General features: G+C 77.7%; 17 protein-coding genes and 1 pseudogene. 11 read left to right on the forward strand and 7 right to left on the reverse strand.

All coding sequences use genetic code 11. The annotated features are described in order from the left end of the window. Complete coding sequence (locus tag BLS82_RS10900; RefSeq protein ID WP_143028820.1) at positions 1-603, forward strand: hypothetical protein; 603 nt, start codon at positions 1-3, stop codon at positions 601-603. Positions 604-684: 81 nt separating this feature from the next. Here the strand turns inward: BLS82_RS10900 and BLS82_RS10905 are convergent, their stop codons facing one another. Together BLS82_RS10905 and BLS82_RS10910 are read right to left on the reverse strand one after the other, a co-directional pair. Next, complete coding sequence (locus BLS82_RS10905; RefSeq protein ID WP_092865626.1) at positions 685-1509, reverse strand: SGNH/GDSL hydrolase family protein; 825 nt, start codon at positions 1507-1509, stop codon at positions 685-687. A 59-nt stretch (positions 1510-1568) separates the two neighbouring features. After that, positions 1569-2255, reverse strand: a complete 687-nt coding sequence (locus tag BLS82_RS10910; RefSeq protein WP_176819057.1) for a uracil-DNA glycosylase — start codon at positions 2253-2255, stop codon at positions 1569-1571. Positions 2256-2306: 51 nt separating this feature from the next. Between BLS82_RS10910 and BLS82_RS10915 the strand changes: the two genes are divergently transcribed. From BLS82_RS10915 to BLS82_RS10950, 9 genes and pseudogenes are all read left to right on the forward strand, one after another. Beyond that, positions 2307-2570 carry a DUF3263 domain-containing protein gene (locus BLS82_RS10915; protein WP_218123836.1) on the forward strand — a complete coding sequence of 88 codons (264 nt, stop codon included), beginning with the start codon at positions 2307-2309 and terminating at the stop codon, positions 2568-2570. Between the two features lie 20 nt (positions 2571-2590). Beyond that, entirely contained in the window at positions 2591-3319 is a 729-nt protein-coding gene (locus tag BLS82_RS10920) for a LytR C-terminal domain-containing protein (protein WP_092865631.1), read from the forward strand. Positions 3320-3577: 258 nt separating this feature from the next. After that, positions 3578-3778 carry a cold-shock protein gene (locus BLS82_RS10925; protein ID WP_092865634.1) on the forward strand — a complete coding sequence of 67 codons (201 nt, stop codon included), beginning with the start codon at positions 3578-3580 and terminating at the stop codon, positions 3776-3778. Between the two features lie 337 nt (positions 3779-4115). Further along, the gene (gene groL, locus BLS82_RS10930; RefSeq protein WP_092865637.1) at positions 4116-5747 is read left to right on the forward strand and encodes a chaperonin GroEL; all 1632 of its coding nucleotides are present in this window, start codon (positions 4116-4118) and stop codon (positions 5745-5747) included. A gap of 166 nt (positions 5748-5913) precedes the next feature. Then, positions 5914-6537, forward strand: coding sequence for a hypothetical protein (locus BLS82_RS10935; protein WP_143028821.1), 624 nt, complete (start codon positions 5914-5916; stop codon positions 6535-6537). A 74-nt stretch (positions 6538-6611) separates the two neighbouring features. Beyond that, positions 6612-6872, forward strand: a pseudogene (locus BLS82_RS16800) (DUF4031 domain-containing protein); the annotation flags it as partial. Further along, positions 6855-7433, forward strand: a complete 579-nt coding sequence (locus BLS82_RS15360) for a nucleotidyltransferase family protein (protein WP_369811086.1) — start codon at positions 6855-6857, stop codon at positions 7431-7433. The pseudogene BLS82_RS16800 and the gene BLS82_RS15360, both read left to right, overlap by 18 nt. Further along, positions 7430-7885 (forward strand): molybdenum cofactor biosynthesis protein MoaE, encoded by a 456-nt coding sequence (locus tag BLS82_RS10945; RefSeq protein WP_092865643.1) that lies wholly within the window; start codon positions 7430-7432, stop codon positions 7883-7885. The genes BLS82_RS15360 and BLS82_RS10945 overlap by 4 nt, the downstream gene beginning before the upstream one ends. 99 nt (positions 7886-7984) lie before the next feature. Next, the gene (locus BLS82_RS10950; protein ID WP_092865646.1) at positions 7985-8377 is read left to right on the forward strand and encodes a VOC family protein; all 393 of its coding nucleotides are present in this window, start codon (positions 7985-7987) and stop codon (positions 8375-8377) included. A gap of 54 nt (positions 8378-8431) precedes the next feature. Here BLS82_RS10950 and BLS82_RS10955 read toward each other — a convergent pair whose 3' ends face one another. From BLS82_RS10955 to BLS82_RS10975, 5 genes are all read right to left on the reverse strand, one after another. Further along, positions 8432-8686, reverse strand: a complete 255-nt coding sequence (locus BLS82_RS10955) for a MoaD/ThiS family protein (RefSeq protein ID WP_176819101.1) — start codon at positions 8684-8686, stop codon at positions 8432-8434. Beyond that, positions 8686-9786 carry a GTP 3',8-cyclase MoaA gene (gene moaA / locus BLS82_RS10960; RefSeq protein WP_218123837.1) on the reverse strand — a complete coding sequence of 367 codons (1101 nt, stop codon included), beginning with the start codon at positions 9784-9786 and terminating at the stop codon, positions 8686-8688. The genes BLS82_RS10955 and moaA overlap by 1 nt, the downstream gene beginning before the upstream one ends. Positions 9787-9895: 109 nt before the next feature. Continuing rightward, entirely contained in the window at positions 9896-10186 is a 291-nt protein-coding gene (locus BLS82_RS10965; protein WP_092865652.1) for a WXG100 family type VII secretion target, read from the reverse strand. A gap of 187 nt (positions 10187-10373) precedes the next feature. Further along, positions 10374-11909 (reverse strand): sensor histidine kinase, encoded by a 1536-nt coding sequence (locus BLS82_RS10970; protein ID WP_218123838.1) that lies wholly within the window; start codon positions 11907-11909, stop codon positions 10374-10376. Next, a complete protein-coding gene (locus BLS82_RS10975; RefSeq protein ID WP_092865655.1) occupies positions 11906-12640 on the reverse strand; it encodes a response regulator transcription factor in 735 nt (244 codons plus the stop codon). The genes BLS82_RS10970 and BLS82_RS10975 overlap by 4 nt, the downstream gene beginning before the upstream one ends. 310 nt (positions 12641-12950) lie before the next feature. Between BLS82_RS10975 and BLS82_RS10980 the strand changes: the two genes are divergently transcribed. Continuing rightward, positions 12951-13853 (forward strand): endonuclease domain-containing protein, encoded by a 903-nt coding sequence (locus tag BLS82_RS10980; RefSeq protein WP_092865658.1) that lies wholly within the window; start codon positions 12951-12953, stop codon positions 13851-13853. Positions 13854-13898: the final 45 nt, after the last annotated feature.

Genomic DNA, 13898 nt, shown 5'->3' on the forward strand with positions numbered 1-13898 from the left:
GTGAGCGCTCCCGCCCCCCTCGCGGTGGGGACGCCGGTCGAGGCCGCGGACGTCGTCCGCGGCCTCGACCGCGCCGGGCTCGCCCGCTGCGCCGCCGCCGTCGCGTCGCTCGGGGCGTCGCTCGTCGCCGTCGCGGTCGCCGGCCCCGCCGTGCGCGACGGCCTGGCCCTGCACGGCGGCGCCCTGACGGCCCTGGCCGCCTGGCAGCTCGGGTGGGCGCTGGCCGCCCTGGCCGCCCGGCGCGTGCCCGCACCGCGCACCGCCGTCGCGGTGCCGCTGCTCGCCGCGGCGGGCTGGCTGACCTCCGCCGCGGTGCCCGCCCTCGCGCTCGTGCCCCGCGACCTGCCCGCCGCGCTGGCCGCTGCGATGAGCGCCGCGGCCGCCGTGCTCGCGCTCGCCTCCACCCGCGCGGCCGACCGGCCTTCCCGGCCCTGCGGGCGCTGGGCGCAGGTGGCCGCGCTCGCCGCGGCCGGCTTCGCCGTCTCCGCCGCGGCCACGCCCGCCCTCGCCGCGACGGAGGCCGGCGGGCGCGCCTCGCACGGCGCGCACTCCCCGTCGCACCCCACCCAGCCCGCGCCGCAGCAGCCGGCTCACGGCCACTGACGCCGCAGCCCGCCGCGGGCGCCCCGCCGCCCGGCGACCCGCCGCCCGGCGACCCGCTCAGCCGCCGGGCGAGCCCGCGGCTCAGCCGCCGGACGGCCCGAGCGGGGCGGGGCGCGGGCGCTTGGCCGTCACGGCGTCCCCGCTGGAGCGCCCGGTCGCCCGCCGCCGCACCCACGGCACCAGGTGCTCGCGCGCCCAGCGGGCGTCGTCGACGGAGCGGCGCCACCGCGGCCGCCCGGGCTCCGGGGCCAGCGGCCGCGCCCACTCGGCCTCGGCGGCACCGGTGGCGCCCAGCAGCGTGGCCGCCGCGAGCAGCCCGACCCGGCGGTGCCCCTCGGCGCTGAGGTGGATGCGGTCGGGCGCCCACATGCGCCAGTCGTACAGGGCCCGCATGCCCCACAGGTCGAGCACCGCCGCGCCGTGGCGGCGCGCGATCGCCCACAGGTGCAGGTTGTAGGCCGCCACGCGGCCGCGGGTCAGGCGCACCACCGGTGCGTCGCGGGGATCCACGCCCGTGATGAGCAGGACGTCGGCGCCGGCCGCGCGCAGGCGCTGGACGGCGTCCTCGACGGCGGCGGCGAGCGCGTCGACGTCCGCCCGCGGCCGCAGCAGGTCGTTGCCGCCGCCGCTGAGGCTGACGAGGTCCGGTCGGGCGGCCAGCGCCGCCGGCAGCTGCTGCTCCAGCACAGCGCCCAGCAGCCGGCCCCGCACGGCGAGGTTGGCGTACTCCAGCGGAGGAGCGCCGGCGCGGCGCGCGGCGCCGTCGAGGTGCTCGGCCAGGCGGTCGGCCCAGCCGCGGTAGCCGCCCGGCCGGGCGGGGTCCTCGTCGAGCAGCCCCTCGGTGAAGGAGTCCCCGATCGCGACGTAGCGGCGCCAGCGGGAGGCGCCCTCGGGTCCCGGGTGCACGCCAGCACCGTACGGCCCGGCGCCGCAGCCCCGCCGCGGTCCCCTGCCGCAGCGGTGGGTCAGGGCAGCGACCAGTCCACCGGCGGGGCGCCCTGGGCGGCCAGCGCGGCGTCGACCGCGGAGAAGGGCCGGGAGCCGGTGAAGCCCCGCGAGGCCGACAGCGGCGAGGGGTGGACGCCGAGGACGACCGCCGTCCCGGCCAGGAGCGGCAGCACCGTCTGCGCGTCCCGGCCCCACAGCACGGAGACGAGCGGGCCGCCGCGCGCGGCGAGCGTGCGCACGGCCTGGTCGGTCACCCGCTCCCAGCCGATGCGGCGGTGGGAGCCCGACGCGCCGGCGCGCACGGTGAGGACGCGGTTGAGCAGCAGCACCCCGCGCTGCGCCCACGGGGAGAGGTCGCCCGTGCCGGGAGCGGGCACGCCGGTGTCCGCGACGAGCTCGCGCAGGAGGTTGCGCAGGGTCGGCGGCAGCGGCCGCACGTGGGGGGCCACGGAGAACGCGAGCCCGACGGCGTGCCCCGGCGTGGGGTAGGGGTCCTGCCCGAGCACGAGGACGCGCACGGCGTCCAGCGGGGTCGAGAAGGCGCGCAGCACGGCGTCGGGGGCCGGCAGCACCTGCTCCCCGCGGGCCCGCTCGGCCGCCAGCCGCTGCTCCAGGGCCGACAGCTCGCCGGCCACCGGCTCCAGGGCCCGCGCCCAGCTGGGGTGCAGGCGGTCGAGCGCCAGGGGCGCCGTGTCCTCGGCCACCGCCCGAGCGTAGGGGCCGCCGGCGTCCGGGCGCCCCCTACGCTCGGGCCCGTGGACAGCGAGGCGGCGGCGGGGCTGTCGCAGCGGGACGCGGCGGTCCTCGCCTTCGAGCGCCGCCGCTGGCGCTCGCGGGCGGCCAAGGAGCAGGCGGTGCGCGACGCCTTCGACCTGTCCGCGACGCGCTACCACCAGGTGCTCAACGCCCTCCTGGACGACCCGGCGGCGCTGGCCGCCGACCCCGTGCTCGTGCAGCGACTGCGCCGGCTGCGCGACACGCGGGCCGGATCGGCCGAAATCCCGCTCCGGTCGCGCTGAGGCGCGTACCGTCGCGGAGCGTGACCGAGGCTCACCCCCACGACGAGTTCGACGACGTCGTGCTGCCGCCGGGAGGACGCCGGGGTGCGCACCGCGCCCGCCCCTCCCGGCTGCGGGTCGTCCTGCCGCTGGGGCTGGTGGCCGTGGTGGTGACGGCGTCGGCCGCGGTGGCGGGCGCCGTCCTGGGCGGCCCCTCGACGGAGGCCCCCGCCCTCGCCGCCGGATCCACCACCGCGGTCCCGGTGGACGCCGCCGACGCCATGGCGGCGGACGCCGCCGACGGGGTGGCGACCGCGGACCCGGCCGTGGCGCCCGCGCAGGAGCCGGCCGAGGAGGCGGCGGTCGCGGACGAGGCCGCCGAGGAGCCCGCCGAGGACGCCGAGGACGCCGAGGACGCCGAGGACGCCGACGAGGAGCCCGCGGACGACGCCGAAGGCGCCGGGGAGCCGGCGGAGGGGACGGCGGCGGAGCCGGACGCGTCGGTGCCCGTCGTCGTGCTCAACGGCACGCGCACCAAGGGCCTGGCGGCTCGGGCGGCGGCCGCGCTGCAGGACGAGGGCTGGACCGTCGCCAGCACCGGCAACGACCGCACCGGCGACGGCCGGGCGACCACCGTCTCCTACCCCGACCCCGACCTGCAGCCCACCGCGGCCGCCGTGGCGCAGAGCCTGGGCGCCCGCGCGGAGCTGGAGCCGGACGCCGAGGAGGGCGCCGTCACGGTGGTGCTCGGCCAGGACTGGGCGGGCTGAGCCCCCGGCCCTCCACCCGACGGCGTCGCGGCCGCTCACGGCCGCGCCGAGCCCTCCACAGCCGCTGATCAGGACCTCGCGCTCGCGGGGCGCTGTTCGCTACCCTGGCGCGCGGTCGACCAGTTCGGTGTGAGCACGTCCTCTCCTGCACCACCTGCACGGGGGACCGCACGAGGTCCACGCGGGCCCACGCGAACTCCAGACCCGGAGCGGGCGATCGGCCCGGTCCGACGATTCGCAGGAGCACAGGAGCAGGACATGGCTCAGGGGACCGTCAAGTGGTTCAACGCTGAGAAGGGCTACGGCTTCATCACCGTCGAGGGCGGGCCGGACGTCTTCGTCCACTGGTCCGCCATCCAGATGGACGGCTACCGCTCCCTCGAGGAGGGCCAGGCCGTGGAGTTCGAGGTCGGTCAGGGCCAGAAGGGGCCGCAGGCGGAGTCGGTCCGCCTCGCCTGAGAGCGCACCGGGCCGCTCGGCGCCACGCCTGGCACCAGGCGCAGCACCACGCCCTGCACGACGCCCGCACCACCGCACGGCGCCGCTCCCCGCGACGGGGGCGGCGCCGTCCGTCGTCCGGGGCCGGGACGCGCTGGGGGGTTTGCACTCGGGGGTGGAGAGTGCTAGTCATGTGGTTGGCACTCGACAGCACAGAGTGCCAACCAGACCCGGGAGCCCCGCTCCCCGGCCGCACTGGTGAGCCGCTGCCGTCCCGGGACGTGACCGGGCGCGGCGACGGCGTCCGTCGCGGGCACCGGCCGGCCGTACCGCCACCCGTTCCGGGAGGACCCAGCAGATGTCCAAGAGCATCGCGTTCAACGAGGAGGCCCGGCGCGGTCTCGAGCGGGGCATGAACACCCTCGCCGACGCCGTCAAGGTCACCCTCGGCCCCAGGGGGCGCAACGTCGTCCTCGAGAAGAAGTGGGGCGCTCCCACCATCACCAACGACGGTGTGAGCATCGCCAAGGAGATCGACCTCGAGGACCCGTACGAGAAGATCGGGGCCGAGCTCGTCAAGGAGGTCGCCAAGAAGACGGACGACGTCGCGGGCGACGGCACCACCACCGCGACCGTGCTGGCCCAGGCGATGGTCCGCGAGGGCCTGCGCAACGTGGCCGCCGGCGCCAACCCGATGGCCCTCAAGCGCGGCATCGAGAAGGCCGTCGAGGCCGTCTCCGCCCAGCTGCTCGAGAACGCCGTCGAGGTCGAGACCCGCGAGCAGATCGCGGCGACCGCCTCCATCTCCGCCGCCGACGCCCAGATCGGCGACCTCATCGCCGAGGCGATGGACAAGGTCGGCAAGGAGGGCGTGATCACGGTCGAGGAGAGCAACACCTTCGGCCTGGAGCTGGAGCTCACCGAGGGCATGCGCTTCGACAAGGGCTACATCTCGCCCTACTTCGTCACCGACCCGGAGCGCATGGAGGCCGTCCTCGAGGACCCGTACGTCCTCGTCGTCAACTCCAAGATCTCCAACATCCGCGACCTGCTGCCGCTGCTGGAGAAGGTCACGCAGTCCGGCCGCCCGCTGGCGATCATCGCCGAGGACGTCGAGGGTGAGGCCCTGGCCACCCTGGTCGTGAACAAGATCCGCGGCATCTTCCGCTCCGTGGCCGTCAAGGCCCCGGGCTTCGGCGACCGCCGCAAGGCGATGCTGCAGGACATCGCGATCCTCACCGGCGGCCAGGTCATCTCCGAGGAGGTCGGGCTCAAGCTCGACACCGCCGACCTGGACCTGCTGGGCCGCGCCCGCAAGGTCGTCGTCACCAAGGACGAGACCACCATCGTCGAGGGCGCGGGCGACGCGGACCAGATCGCCGGCCGGGTCAACCAGATCCGCACCGAGATCGAGCGGTCCGACTCCGACTACGACCGCGAGAAGCTGCAGGAGCGCCTGGCGAAGCTGGCCGGCGGCGTGGCCGTCATCAAGGCCGGCGCCGCCACCGAGGTGGAGCTGAAGGAGCGCAAGCACCGCATCGAGGACGCCGTGCGCAACGCGAAGGCGGCCGTCGAGGAGGGCATCGTCCCCGGCGGTGGCGTGGCGCTGATCCAGGCCGGCTCCAAGGCCTTCAACGACCTGCAGCTGAACGCCGACGAGGCGACCGGCGCGAACATCGTCAAGGTCGCCATCGAGGCGCCGCTCAAGCAGATCGCCGTCAACGCCGGCCTCGAGGGCGGCGTCGTGGCGGAGAAGGTCCGCAACCTGGAGACGGGTCACGGCCTCAACGCCGCCACGGGCGAGTACGTCGACATGGTCTCCACCGGCATCATCGACCCGGCCAAGGTGACCCGCTCGGCGCTGCAGAACGCGGCGTCCATCGCGGGCCTGTTCCTCACCACCGAGGCCGTCATCGCCGACAAGCCGGAGAAGACCCCGGCGGCGGCCGGCGCCGGCGCCGACGGCGGCATGGGCGGCATGGACTTCTGAGTCCCGCCCGCACCGCCTGAGCACCACCGCTGCACGTCCGAGGGCGGCACCCCCAGCAGGGGGTGCCGCCCTCGGCGCGTGCGGGCCCTTGTGCCGGGACGTGCGCTCGCGGTTGGCTCGCGGGTGCGCCCGCGGCGCGGCGGGCGGCGGTCGAGGAGGACGGCGGGTGACGGCAGTGGTGGCAGTGGCGGGGGCGGCGGGGGAGGCCGGGCGGCGGGGGTGGCGCAGGCGGGTGCTGGTGCCGCTGGTCGCGGGAGCCCTGCTCGGCGCGGGGTGCGGGTCCCCGGAGCCCGCACCGGCGCAGGAGCCGTCCGCGGCGCCCAGCTCCTCCTCGGCCGGCTCGTCCCCGGCCGGCTCCTCGCCGGCGACCCCGCCCGCGCCGACGGCCCCGGACACAGCGCCGCCGGACGCCGCGACGAGCAGCGCTCCCGCAGCGCCCGGCACCGCAGCGCCCGGCACCTCGGAGCCGGCCGCCGGCTGGCCGGGCACCGTCGCGCCGACGGCGGGCCAGCGGGTCTCGGCCGTCTACCTGGACGTCGTCGTCGAGGGCACCGAGCAGGAGCGGCTGGACGCCGCCGAGGCCGCCGCCGCCTCGGTCGGCTACGACGCCACGACGGTGGAGATGGGGTGCGACGAGGGAGCCGAAGCGACGCTGCAGCTGGACCCGGCGAAGCGCTACACGGGAGCCGCCCTCTACTTCCCCAGCGCCGAGGAGGCGCAGCGCTTCGTCGACCGCTACGAGCCCGGGGTCGTCGGCACCGCGCAGGTATCGCCCTTCTGCGTCGACTGACCGGCGCCTGGGTGCTGCCTCGCCCGCTCGTCGCGGGCGGGGTGCGGGCAGCGCGCGGGTCGTAGGGTGCGGCGGTGGCCGTGCTCGTCGACCCCCCGCGCTGGCCGGCCCACGGGCGGCTGTGGTCGCACCTGGTCAGCGACACCTCCCTGGAGGAGCTGCACGCCTTCGCCCGGCGCAACCGCGTCTCCCCGCGCAGCTTCGACGCCGACCACTACGACGTCCCCGACGCGCTCGTGCCCGACCTGGTGGCGGCCGGCGCCCAGCCGGTCAGCGCCCGCGAGCTGCTCGCCCGGCTGGTCGCCAGCGGCCTGCGCGTGCGCCAGAAGGACAAGCCGCCGAAGACCAGCCCGGACACCGAGCCCCACCCGCCGCGGGTGGCCGGGCTGCTGCTCGCCGGCGGCGCGCCCGCGCCGGTCGTGGCCGAGCGGGTCGCCGCCCTGGAGGCCGGCGGGTGCGCGCCGGTGCTGGTCGTCCTCGACCCCGGCCGGCGCGCCGACCTGCCCGCGAGCGCCCTCGCGCTGGTCCTCGAGCACGGGCCGTCTCGGCTGAGCACGCGGCTGCAGGCCGGGCTGCGCGCCGCGACGACGCTCGAGCCGGGGGTGGACGCCGTCCTCGTGGCCCTGCCGGACCTGCCCCCGCTGGGCGCCGCGGGCATCCGCCGCGTGCGGGACGAGGTGCACGGGCGCGGCGTGCGGGCGCTGGCCCGCGCCGGCTACGACGGCGCCCCCGGCCACCCGGTGCTCCTCGGCCGCGAGCACTGGTCGGCCGCCGCTGCCGCCGCGAGCGGGGACCGCGGCGCCGGGCCGTACCTGCGCCGGGCCGGGACGCCGCTCGTGGAGTGCGCCGACCAGCTCGGCGCCGTCGCAGCCGGCGCGCCTACGCTGGAGCGGTGAGCGCCGACACCTCCCGCCTGGCCGCCCCGGCGCGCCGCGTCGTCCTGGCCGAGGTCACCCGCGCCGGCCTGGACGTCGACGCGCACGCCCGCGCCGTCGACGACGCCGCCGCGGGGGCGGTGGTGACCTTCGCCGGGGTCGTGCGCGACCACGACGGCGGGCGCCCCGTGACCGGCATCGAGTACGTCGGCCACCCCACGGCCGGACGGCTGCTGGCGGAGGTCGCCGCCGACGTGGCCGCCGCCCACCCGGTGGACGCCGTGGCGGTCTCCCACCGCCTCGGCGCCCTCGCCGTCGGGGACGTCGCCCTGGCGGTGGCGGTCTCCGCGGCGCACCGCCAGGAGGCCTTCGCGGCCGCGGCGGCCCTCGTCGACGAGGTCAAGGCGCGGCTGCCGGTCTGGAAGCGCCAGGAGTTCCCCGACGGCACCGACGAGTGGGTCGCCTGCCCCTAGCGGGCCGAGACGGGCGGCCCCCTCCTCCCCGGGTGCAGCGCCCCGGTCCCCCTCCCGCCGTGATCTTGCGCTCCGGGGCCGGGCGAGCATGCTGGCGTCATGGCGAACCGCATCACCGAGATCGCGATCGACTGCACCGACCCGCACGCCCTCGCGCGCTTCTGGACGGCGGTCCTCGGCTACGAGGTGGGCTCGCAGGAGGAGGGCTACGTCGAGCTCGTGCCCCCGGAGCCGGCGCGCCCGGCGATGCCCACCATCGGGCTGATCGCGGTGCCGGAGGGCAAGAGGGTCAAGAACCGCCTGCACCTGGACCTGACGGCCACCGACCGCAGCCGCGACGAGGAGGTCGAGCGGCTGGTCGCCCTCGGCGCGCGCCGCGCCGACGTCGGCCAGGCGCCGCTCGACGCGGGCGAGGTGACGTGGGTGGTGCTGGCCGACCCGGAGGGCAACGAGTTCTGCGTGCTGGACGGCACGGTGGTGCCGCTCGCCTGACCCGGCGGCGGGCAGCCGCTGCGCGCCGGGTCGACCGCCGGCTCGACCGTCCGCTCAGCCGCCGGCGAAGGGCGGCAGGACGTCGACCTGCGCGCCGTCGCGCAGCGCCTGCGAGCGGTCGCGCACCACCACCTCGTCCACGAGGACGCTGGCGACCTCGAGCACCGGCACGAGGGCCGGGCGCCGGCCGGCGAGGCCGGCCAGCAGCGCGCCGACGCTCGCGCCGTCCACGAGGTCGACCCGCTCGGCCTCCGTGCCGGCGGCGGCCGCCGCGCCCGCGAAGTAGCGGACCTCCACGCCCACGCGGATCAGCCGCCGATCGCGCTCATCGGCCGCGTGGGCCGGGCGAACGCCGGGTCGTCGATGCCGTGGCCGGGCAGCTTGCCCCACATCGCGGTGCGCCACGCGTCGGCGAGCTGCTCGTCGCTCGCGCCGTCGCGCAGCATGCCGCGCAGGTCGTGCTCGCGGGTGGCGAAGAGGCAGTCGCGCACCTGGCCGTCCGCGGTCAGGCGCGTGCGGTCGCAGTCGGCGCAGAACGGCCGCGTCACGGAGGCGACGATGCCCACCACCCCGGTGCGCACCGTGCCGTCGTCGTCCCACTGCACCCGCCAGGTCTCCGCCGGTGCGGCGCCGCGGCTGCCCGGCGCCTCCTCGGTGAGGATGACGTGGGGGCGCAGCGCGTCGAGGACCTCCTGCGCGTCGACCATCTTCGAGCGGTCCCAGGCCCCGTGGGGCTCCAGCGGCATCTGCTCGATGAACCGCAGCTGGTAGCCCTCCCGCAGCGCCCAGCGCAGCAGGTCGGGCGCCTCGTCGTCGTTGACGCCGCGCAGCAGCACGGTGTTGACCTTCACCGGCCCGAGGCCCGCGGCCGTCGCGGCCCGCAGGCCCGCGAGGACGTCGTGCAGGCGGTCCCGGTGGGTGATCCGCGCGAAGCGCTCGGCCCGCAGGGTGTCGAGGGAGACGTTGACGCGCGTCAGGCCCGCGGCCGCCAGCGCCTCGGCGCGCCGGGCCAGGCCGAGCGCGTTGGTGGTCAGCGACGTCTCCGGCGCCTCGCCGGCGACCGTGCGCAGGGCGGCGGTGGCCGCGACGATCCCCTCGAGGCCCTTGCGCAGCAGCGGCTCGCCGCCGGTGAACCGCACCTCCGTCACCCCGAGCCGCTGCACCGCGACCGTGACGAGCCGGATGACCTCGTCGTCGCTGAGCAGGCGCGAGGCGGGCAGCCAGTCGAGCCCCTCCGGCGGCATGCAGTAGGTGCAGCGCAGGTTGCAGCGGTCGGTCAGGGACACCCGCAGGTCGGTCGCCAGGCGGCCCTGGCGGTCGACGAGGCCCGCCACCGCGGGGCGGTCGCCGGGGAGCGGGACCGGCCCGGCGGCGCCGCGGCGACGGGGGAGACCCAGCTGGACCGGCACCCGCCCAGCCTACGTCGAGGCCCGCGCCCCCCGCGCTCGCGGGCCAGGACCCCCTCGCGGGCCCGGGCCCGGGTCCGGGGAGGCCGCGGCCCCGGCCTCCCCGGGCGGCTCAGCGGCTGAACATCCGCACCGCGTCGGACTCGACGTCCGCGTAGGACTGCCCGGCGGCGGCCAGCGCCCGGCCGATGTCCTCCAGGCACGCGCGCACCCGCTCCTGCGTCGCCCGCCAGTCGCCGATCACGCCCTGGAACGACGCCGCCGCCTGCCCCTGCCAGCTGCCCTGCAGGTCGAGCAGGTGGCGCATCATGCGGTCGACCTCCGCGCTGATGGTGCCGATCGACGCCTGCACAGCGGTGCTCGCCTGCGCGACCTGGGCGCTGTCGACCTCGAAGCGGGTCATGGGTCCTCCTCCGCCCTCCGGTGCCGGACGGGCGCCCGGCGCCACCCGGAGGAGCCGTCGCCGACGCTAGGCGGACGGGCGCGGGCGCCGCCGGCGTCGTCCACAGGGCCGGCGTCGTCCGCAGGGCCGGCGTCGTCCGCAGGGCCGGCGGGCCGCGAGGTCGCGCGGGGCGAGCAGGCCACGCGGGTCACGCGGGGTGGGCGGGGATGGCCACCTCGACCGTCGCGCCACCGCCGGGCGTCGGCACGACGCGCACGGCGCCGGAGTGCGCGCGCACGATCGCGGTGACGATGGCCAGCCCGAGGCCCGCCCCGCCGCCCCCGCCGCGGGCGCGGGAGGTGTCGGCGCGGAAGAAGCGCTCGAAGACCCGCTCGGCGTCCTCGGGAGGGATGCCCGGCCCGTGGTCGACGACCTGCCACACGCCCCAGCCGTCGCGCGCGCCGACGCCGATCTCCACCGGCGTGCCGGCGGGGGTGTGGCGCAGGGCGTTGGCGAGCAGGTTGGCCAGCACCTGGCGCAGGCGGGCCTCGTCGCCGCGCACGGTCGCCGGCGCGGGCGGCCCCGCGGGCCCGGCGCCGTCGGACAGGCCCACGAGCGCCACCGTGCGGTCCGGGGCCAGCGCCCGGGCGTCGTGCTGCGCGTCGGCGGCGAGGACCAGCAGGTCCACCGGGTCCGAGCGCAGCGGCCGCTGCTCGTCGAGGCGGGCGAGCAGCAGCAGGTCCTCCACGAGGCCGCCCATGCGCACAGCCTCGGTCTCGATGCGGCGGAAGGCCGCGGTGACGTCCTCGGGCTCGCGCACGGCCCCCTGGCGGTGCAGCTCGGCGAACCCGCGCACGGTGGCCAGCGGCGTGCGCAGCTCGTGGCTGGCGTCCGCGACGAAGCGCCGCATGCGCGTCTCGGAGGCCTCCCGGGCGGCCAGGGAGGTCTCGATGCGGTCGAGCATGGCGTTGACCGCCCCGCCCAGGCGGCCCACCTCGGTGCCGGGCGGCGCCCCGCGCACGCGGCGGCTGGTGTCGCCGTCGCCGAAGGCCGTGGCGACGGCCTCGACCTCGCGCAGGGGCCGGAACGCGCGGCGCACCAGGGCCGCGCCGAGCAGGGCGCAGGCGGTGACGACGAGGATCCCCACGAGTACGAACCACGCCGCCACCTCGCGCAGGCTCTGGTGGACGGCGTCCAGGGGGCGGGCGAGCACCACGGACCCGTCCGCGCCGCCCGGCAGCTGCACGCGCACGGCGACCAGCCGCCACGCGCGCCCGTCGGCCTCGTGGGTGAACGGCTCGCGCTCGCGGGCGACGACGTCCTGCAGGTCCATGCCCTCCACGCGCAGGGCGGGCCCGTGCTGGTTCGGCGGCGAGCTCGCCGCCAGCACCCGCCCCTCGGCGTCCGAGACCTGGGAGACGTAGTCGCTGGGGTAGTCGTCCTCGCCCGTGCGCTGGCTGGCGCCGACGACGGCGTTGAGCACGCCCTCGTCGGAGACGACGGCGCGCAGGTCCTCGTCGACCTGGGCGACCAGCACCCGTTGCAGCAGCAGCACGGTGACCACGCCGGTCAGGGCGAGGGCGACCACGAGCAGGCCCGTGACGACGGCGACCAGGCGCGCGCGCAGCGACAGCTGGTGCAGGTGCTCGCGCACCGGCGTCGCCACGGGGCCCAGCACGGGGCCCAGCACGGGGGCGAGGACGGGACGCAGCGGCCGGGCGGCGGGCCGCAGGGCGGCCCTCACGGAGCTGCGGGAGGCAGCCGCAGCACGTAGCCGACGCCGCGCCGGGTGTGGATCAGCGGCTCGACGGGCCGCCCGTCGGGGCCCTCGACGGGCGCGTCGACCTTGCGGCGCAGGTAGGAGATGTAGGACTCGACGATGCCGGCGTCACCGCCGAAGTCGTAGTTCCACACGTGGTCGAGGATCTGCGTCTTCGACAGCACCCGGTTCGGGTTGAGCATGAGGTAGCGCAGCAGCTTGAACTCGGTGGGCGACAGCTCGACCGGGTGCCCCGCGCGGCGGACCTCGTGGGAGTCCTCGTCGAGCTCCAGGTCCGCGAACACGAGCCGCCCGGTGGCCGGGTCGGCGCCCGCGCCCGTGCGGCGCAGCACCGCGCGGATGCGCGCGACGACCTCCTCGAGGCTGAACGGCTTCGTCACGTAGTCGTCGCCGCCGACCGTCAGGCCCGCGACGCGGTCGGCGACGTCGTCCTTGGCGGTCAGGAACAGCACCGGCACGTCGCGGCCGCGCTCGCGCAGCTTTCGGGTGACGGCGAAGCCGTCGAGGTCGGGGAGCATCACGTCGAGGACGACGAGGTCGGGCCGGGTGCGCTCGGCCTGCGACAGCGCCTCCGCGCCGTCCGCGGCGGTGTGCACCTCGAACCCGGCGTAGCGCAGGGAGGTGGACAGCAGGTCGCGGATGCCGGGCTCGTCGTCGACCACGAGCAGGCGCGCCTCGGTGGCGGTGGTGGCCATGGGCCCCAGTGTGCTGGCGCACCCTGGGAGCCTGCTGTGAGCGCGCCCCGCCTCCTGCGCTCGCCGGCCACGGCCAGCCCTGCTCCTCCCTCCGCCGCGCGGGCCCCGTGGCTCGCCCTCCCCGCCGTCCCCGGTCGGCGTGATCATGGGCCGACGTCCGCTGATCATGGGCGAGGTGCAGGTGTTCGTCCGATCCACCTGCACCTCGCCCATGATCAGCGGCGAGTCGGGTCCTGGTCGTGTCCGCCGTGGACGGCGGGGCTGTGGACGGCGCGAGCGGCGGCGTCCCGGGGCGCTCCAGAGTGCACGGGTGTCCCGCACGCTGCTGCCGCCGCACCTGCGCGACCGCCCGTTCGCGGTCGCGGAGGCGCGGGCCGCCGGCGTGCCCGCGTCGTCCCTGCGCGGGCGCGGGTACCGGCGCCCGTTCCGCGGCGTGCGGGTGCCGGCGCACCTGCCGGACGACGTCCTCACCCGCTGCCTCGCCGCGGCCCTGGTCCTCCCCGGCGAGGCGGCCTTCTGCGGCCCGACCGCGGCGCTGCTGTGCGACCTCCCGCTCCCGCGCCGGCTGCCGGCGCACCTGCGAGCGCCCCTGCACGTGCGCGTGCCCGACCCGGGCGGCGTGCCGCACCTGCCCGGCGTCCGCTCCGGCGAGGGGCTGGTCCCGGACGCCGTGCGGCGGCACGCGCGAGGGCTGCGCGTGCTGCACCCGCTGCACACCTGGGTCGAGCTCGCGCCCCACCTCGGCCACGTCGATGCCGTCGCCCTGGGGGACGCCGTCCGGCGCCGCTGGGCGGACGGTCATCAGATGGCCGAGGCCGTGCGCGCCCAGCACGGGCGCCGTGGGGTGGTGCGCCTGCGCGAGGCGCTGGCCGACGTGCGCGACGGCGTCGACTCGCCTCCCGAGACGCAGGTGCGGCTGCTGCTGCGCGGCGCCGGGCTGCCGGAGCCGTGCTGCGGTCGGGACGTCGTCGACGCGTCGGGCTGGATCGCCCGGCCGGACCTGTCGTGGCCCGCGGCGAAGGTCGCGGCCGAGTACGACGGCGAGCACCACCGCACCGACCCGCGGCAGTGGGCCGCCGACATCCGGCGCCGCGAGCTGCTGGAGGCGGCGGGCTGGACCGTCCTCGTCGTCACGGCCGATGACCTGCAGCACCCCGCGCGGACGGTGGCGCGGGTGCAGGACGCCCTGGCGCGCCGCGGGGTGCGGCTCTGACGGACAGGGCGACCGCCGCGTGATCATGGGCGAACATCCGCTGAT

The organism is Quadrisphaera sp. DSM 44207 (assembly GCF_900101335.1).
Taxonomy (GTDB): domain Bacteria; phylum Actinomycetota; class Actinomycetes; order Actinomycetales; family Quadrisphaeraceae; genus DSM-44207.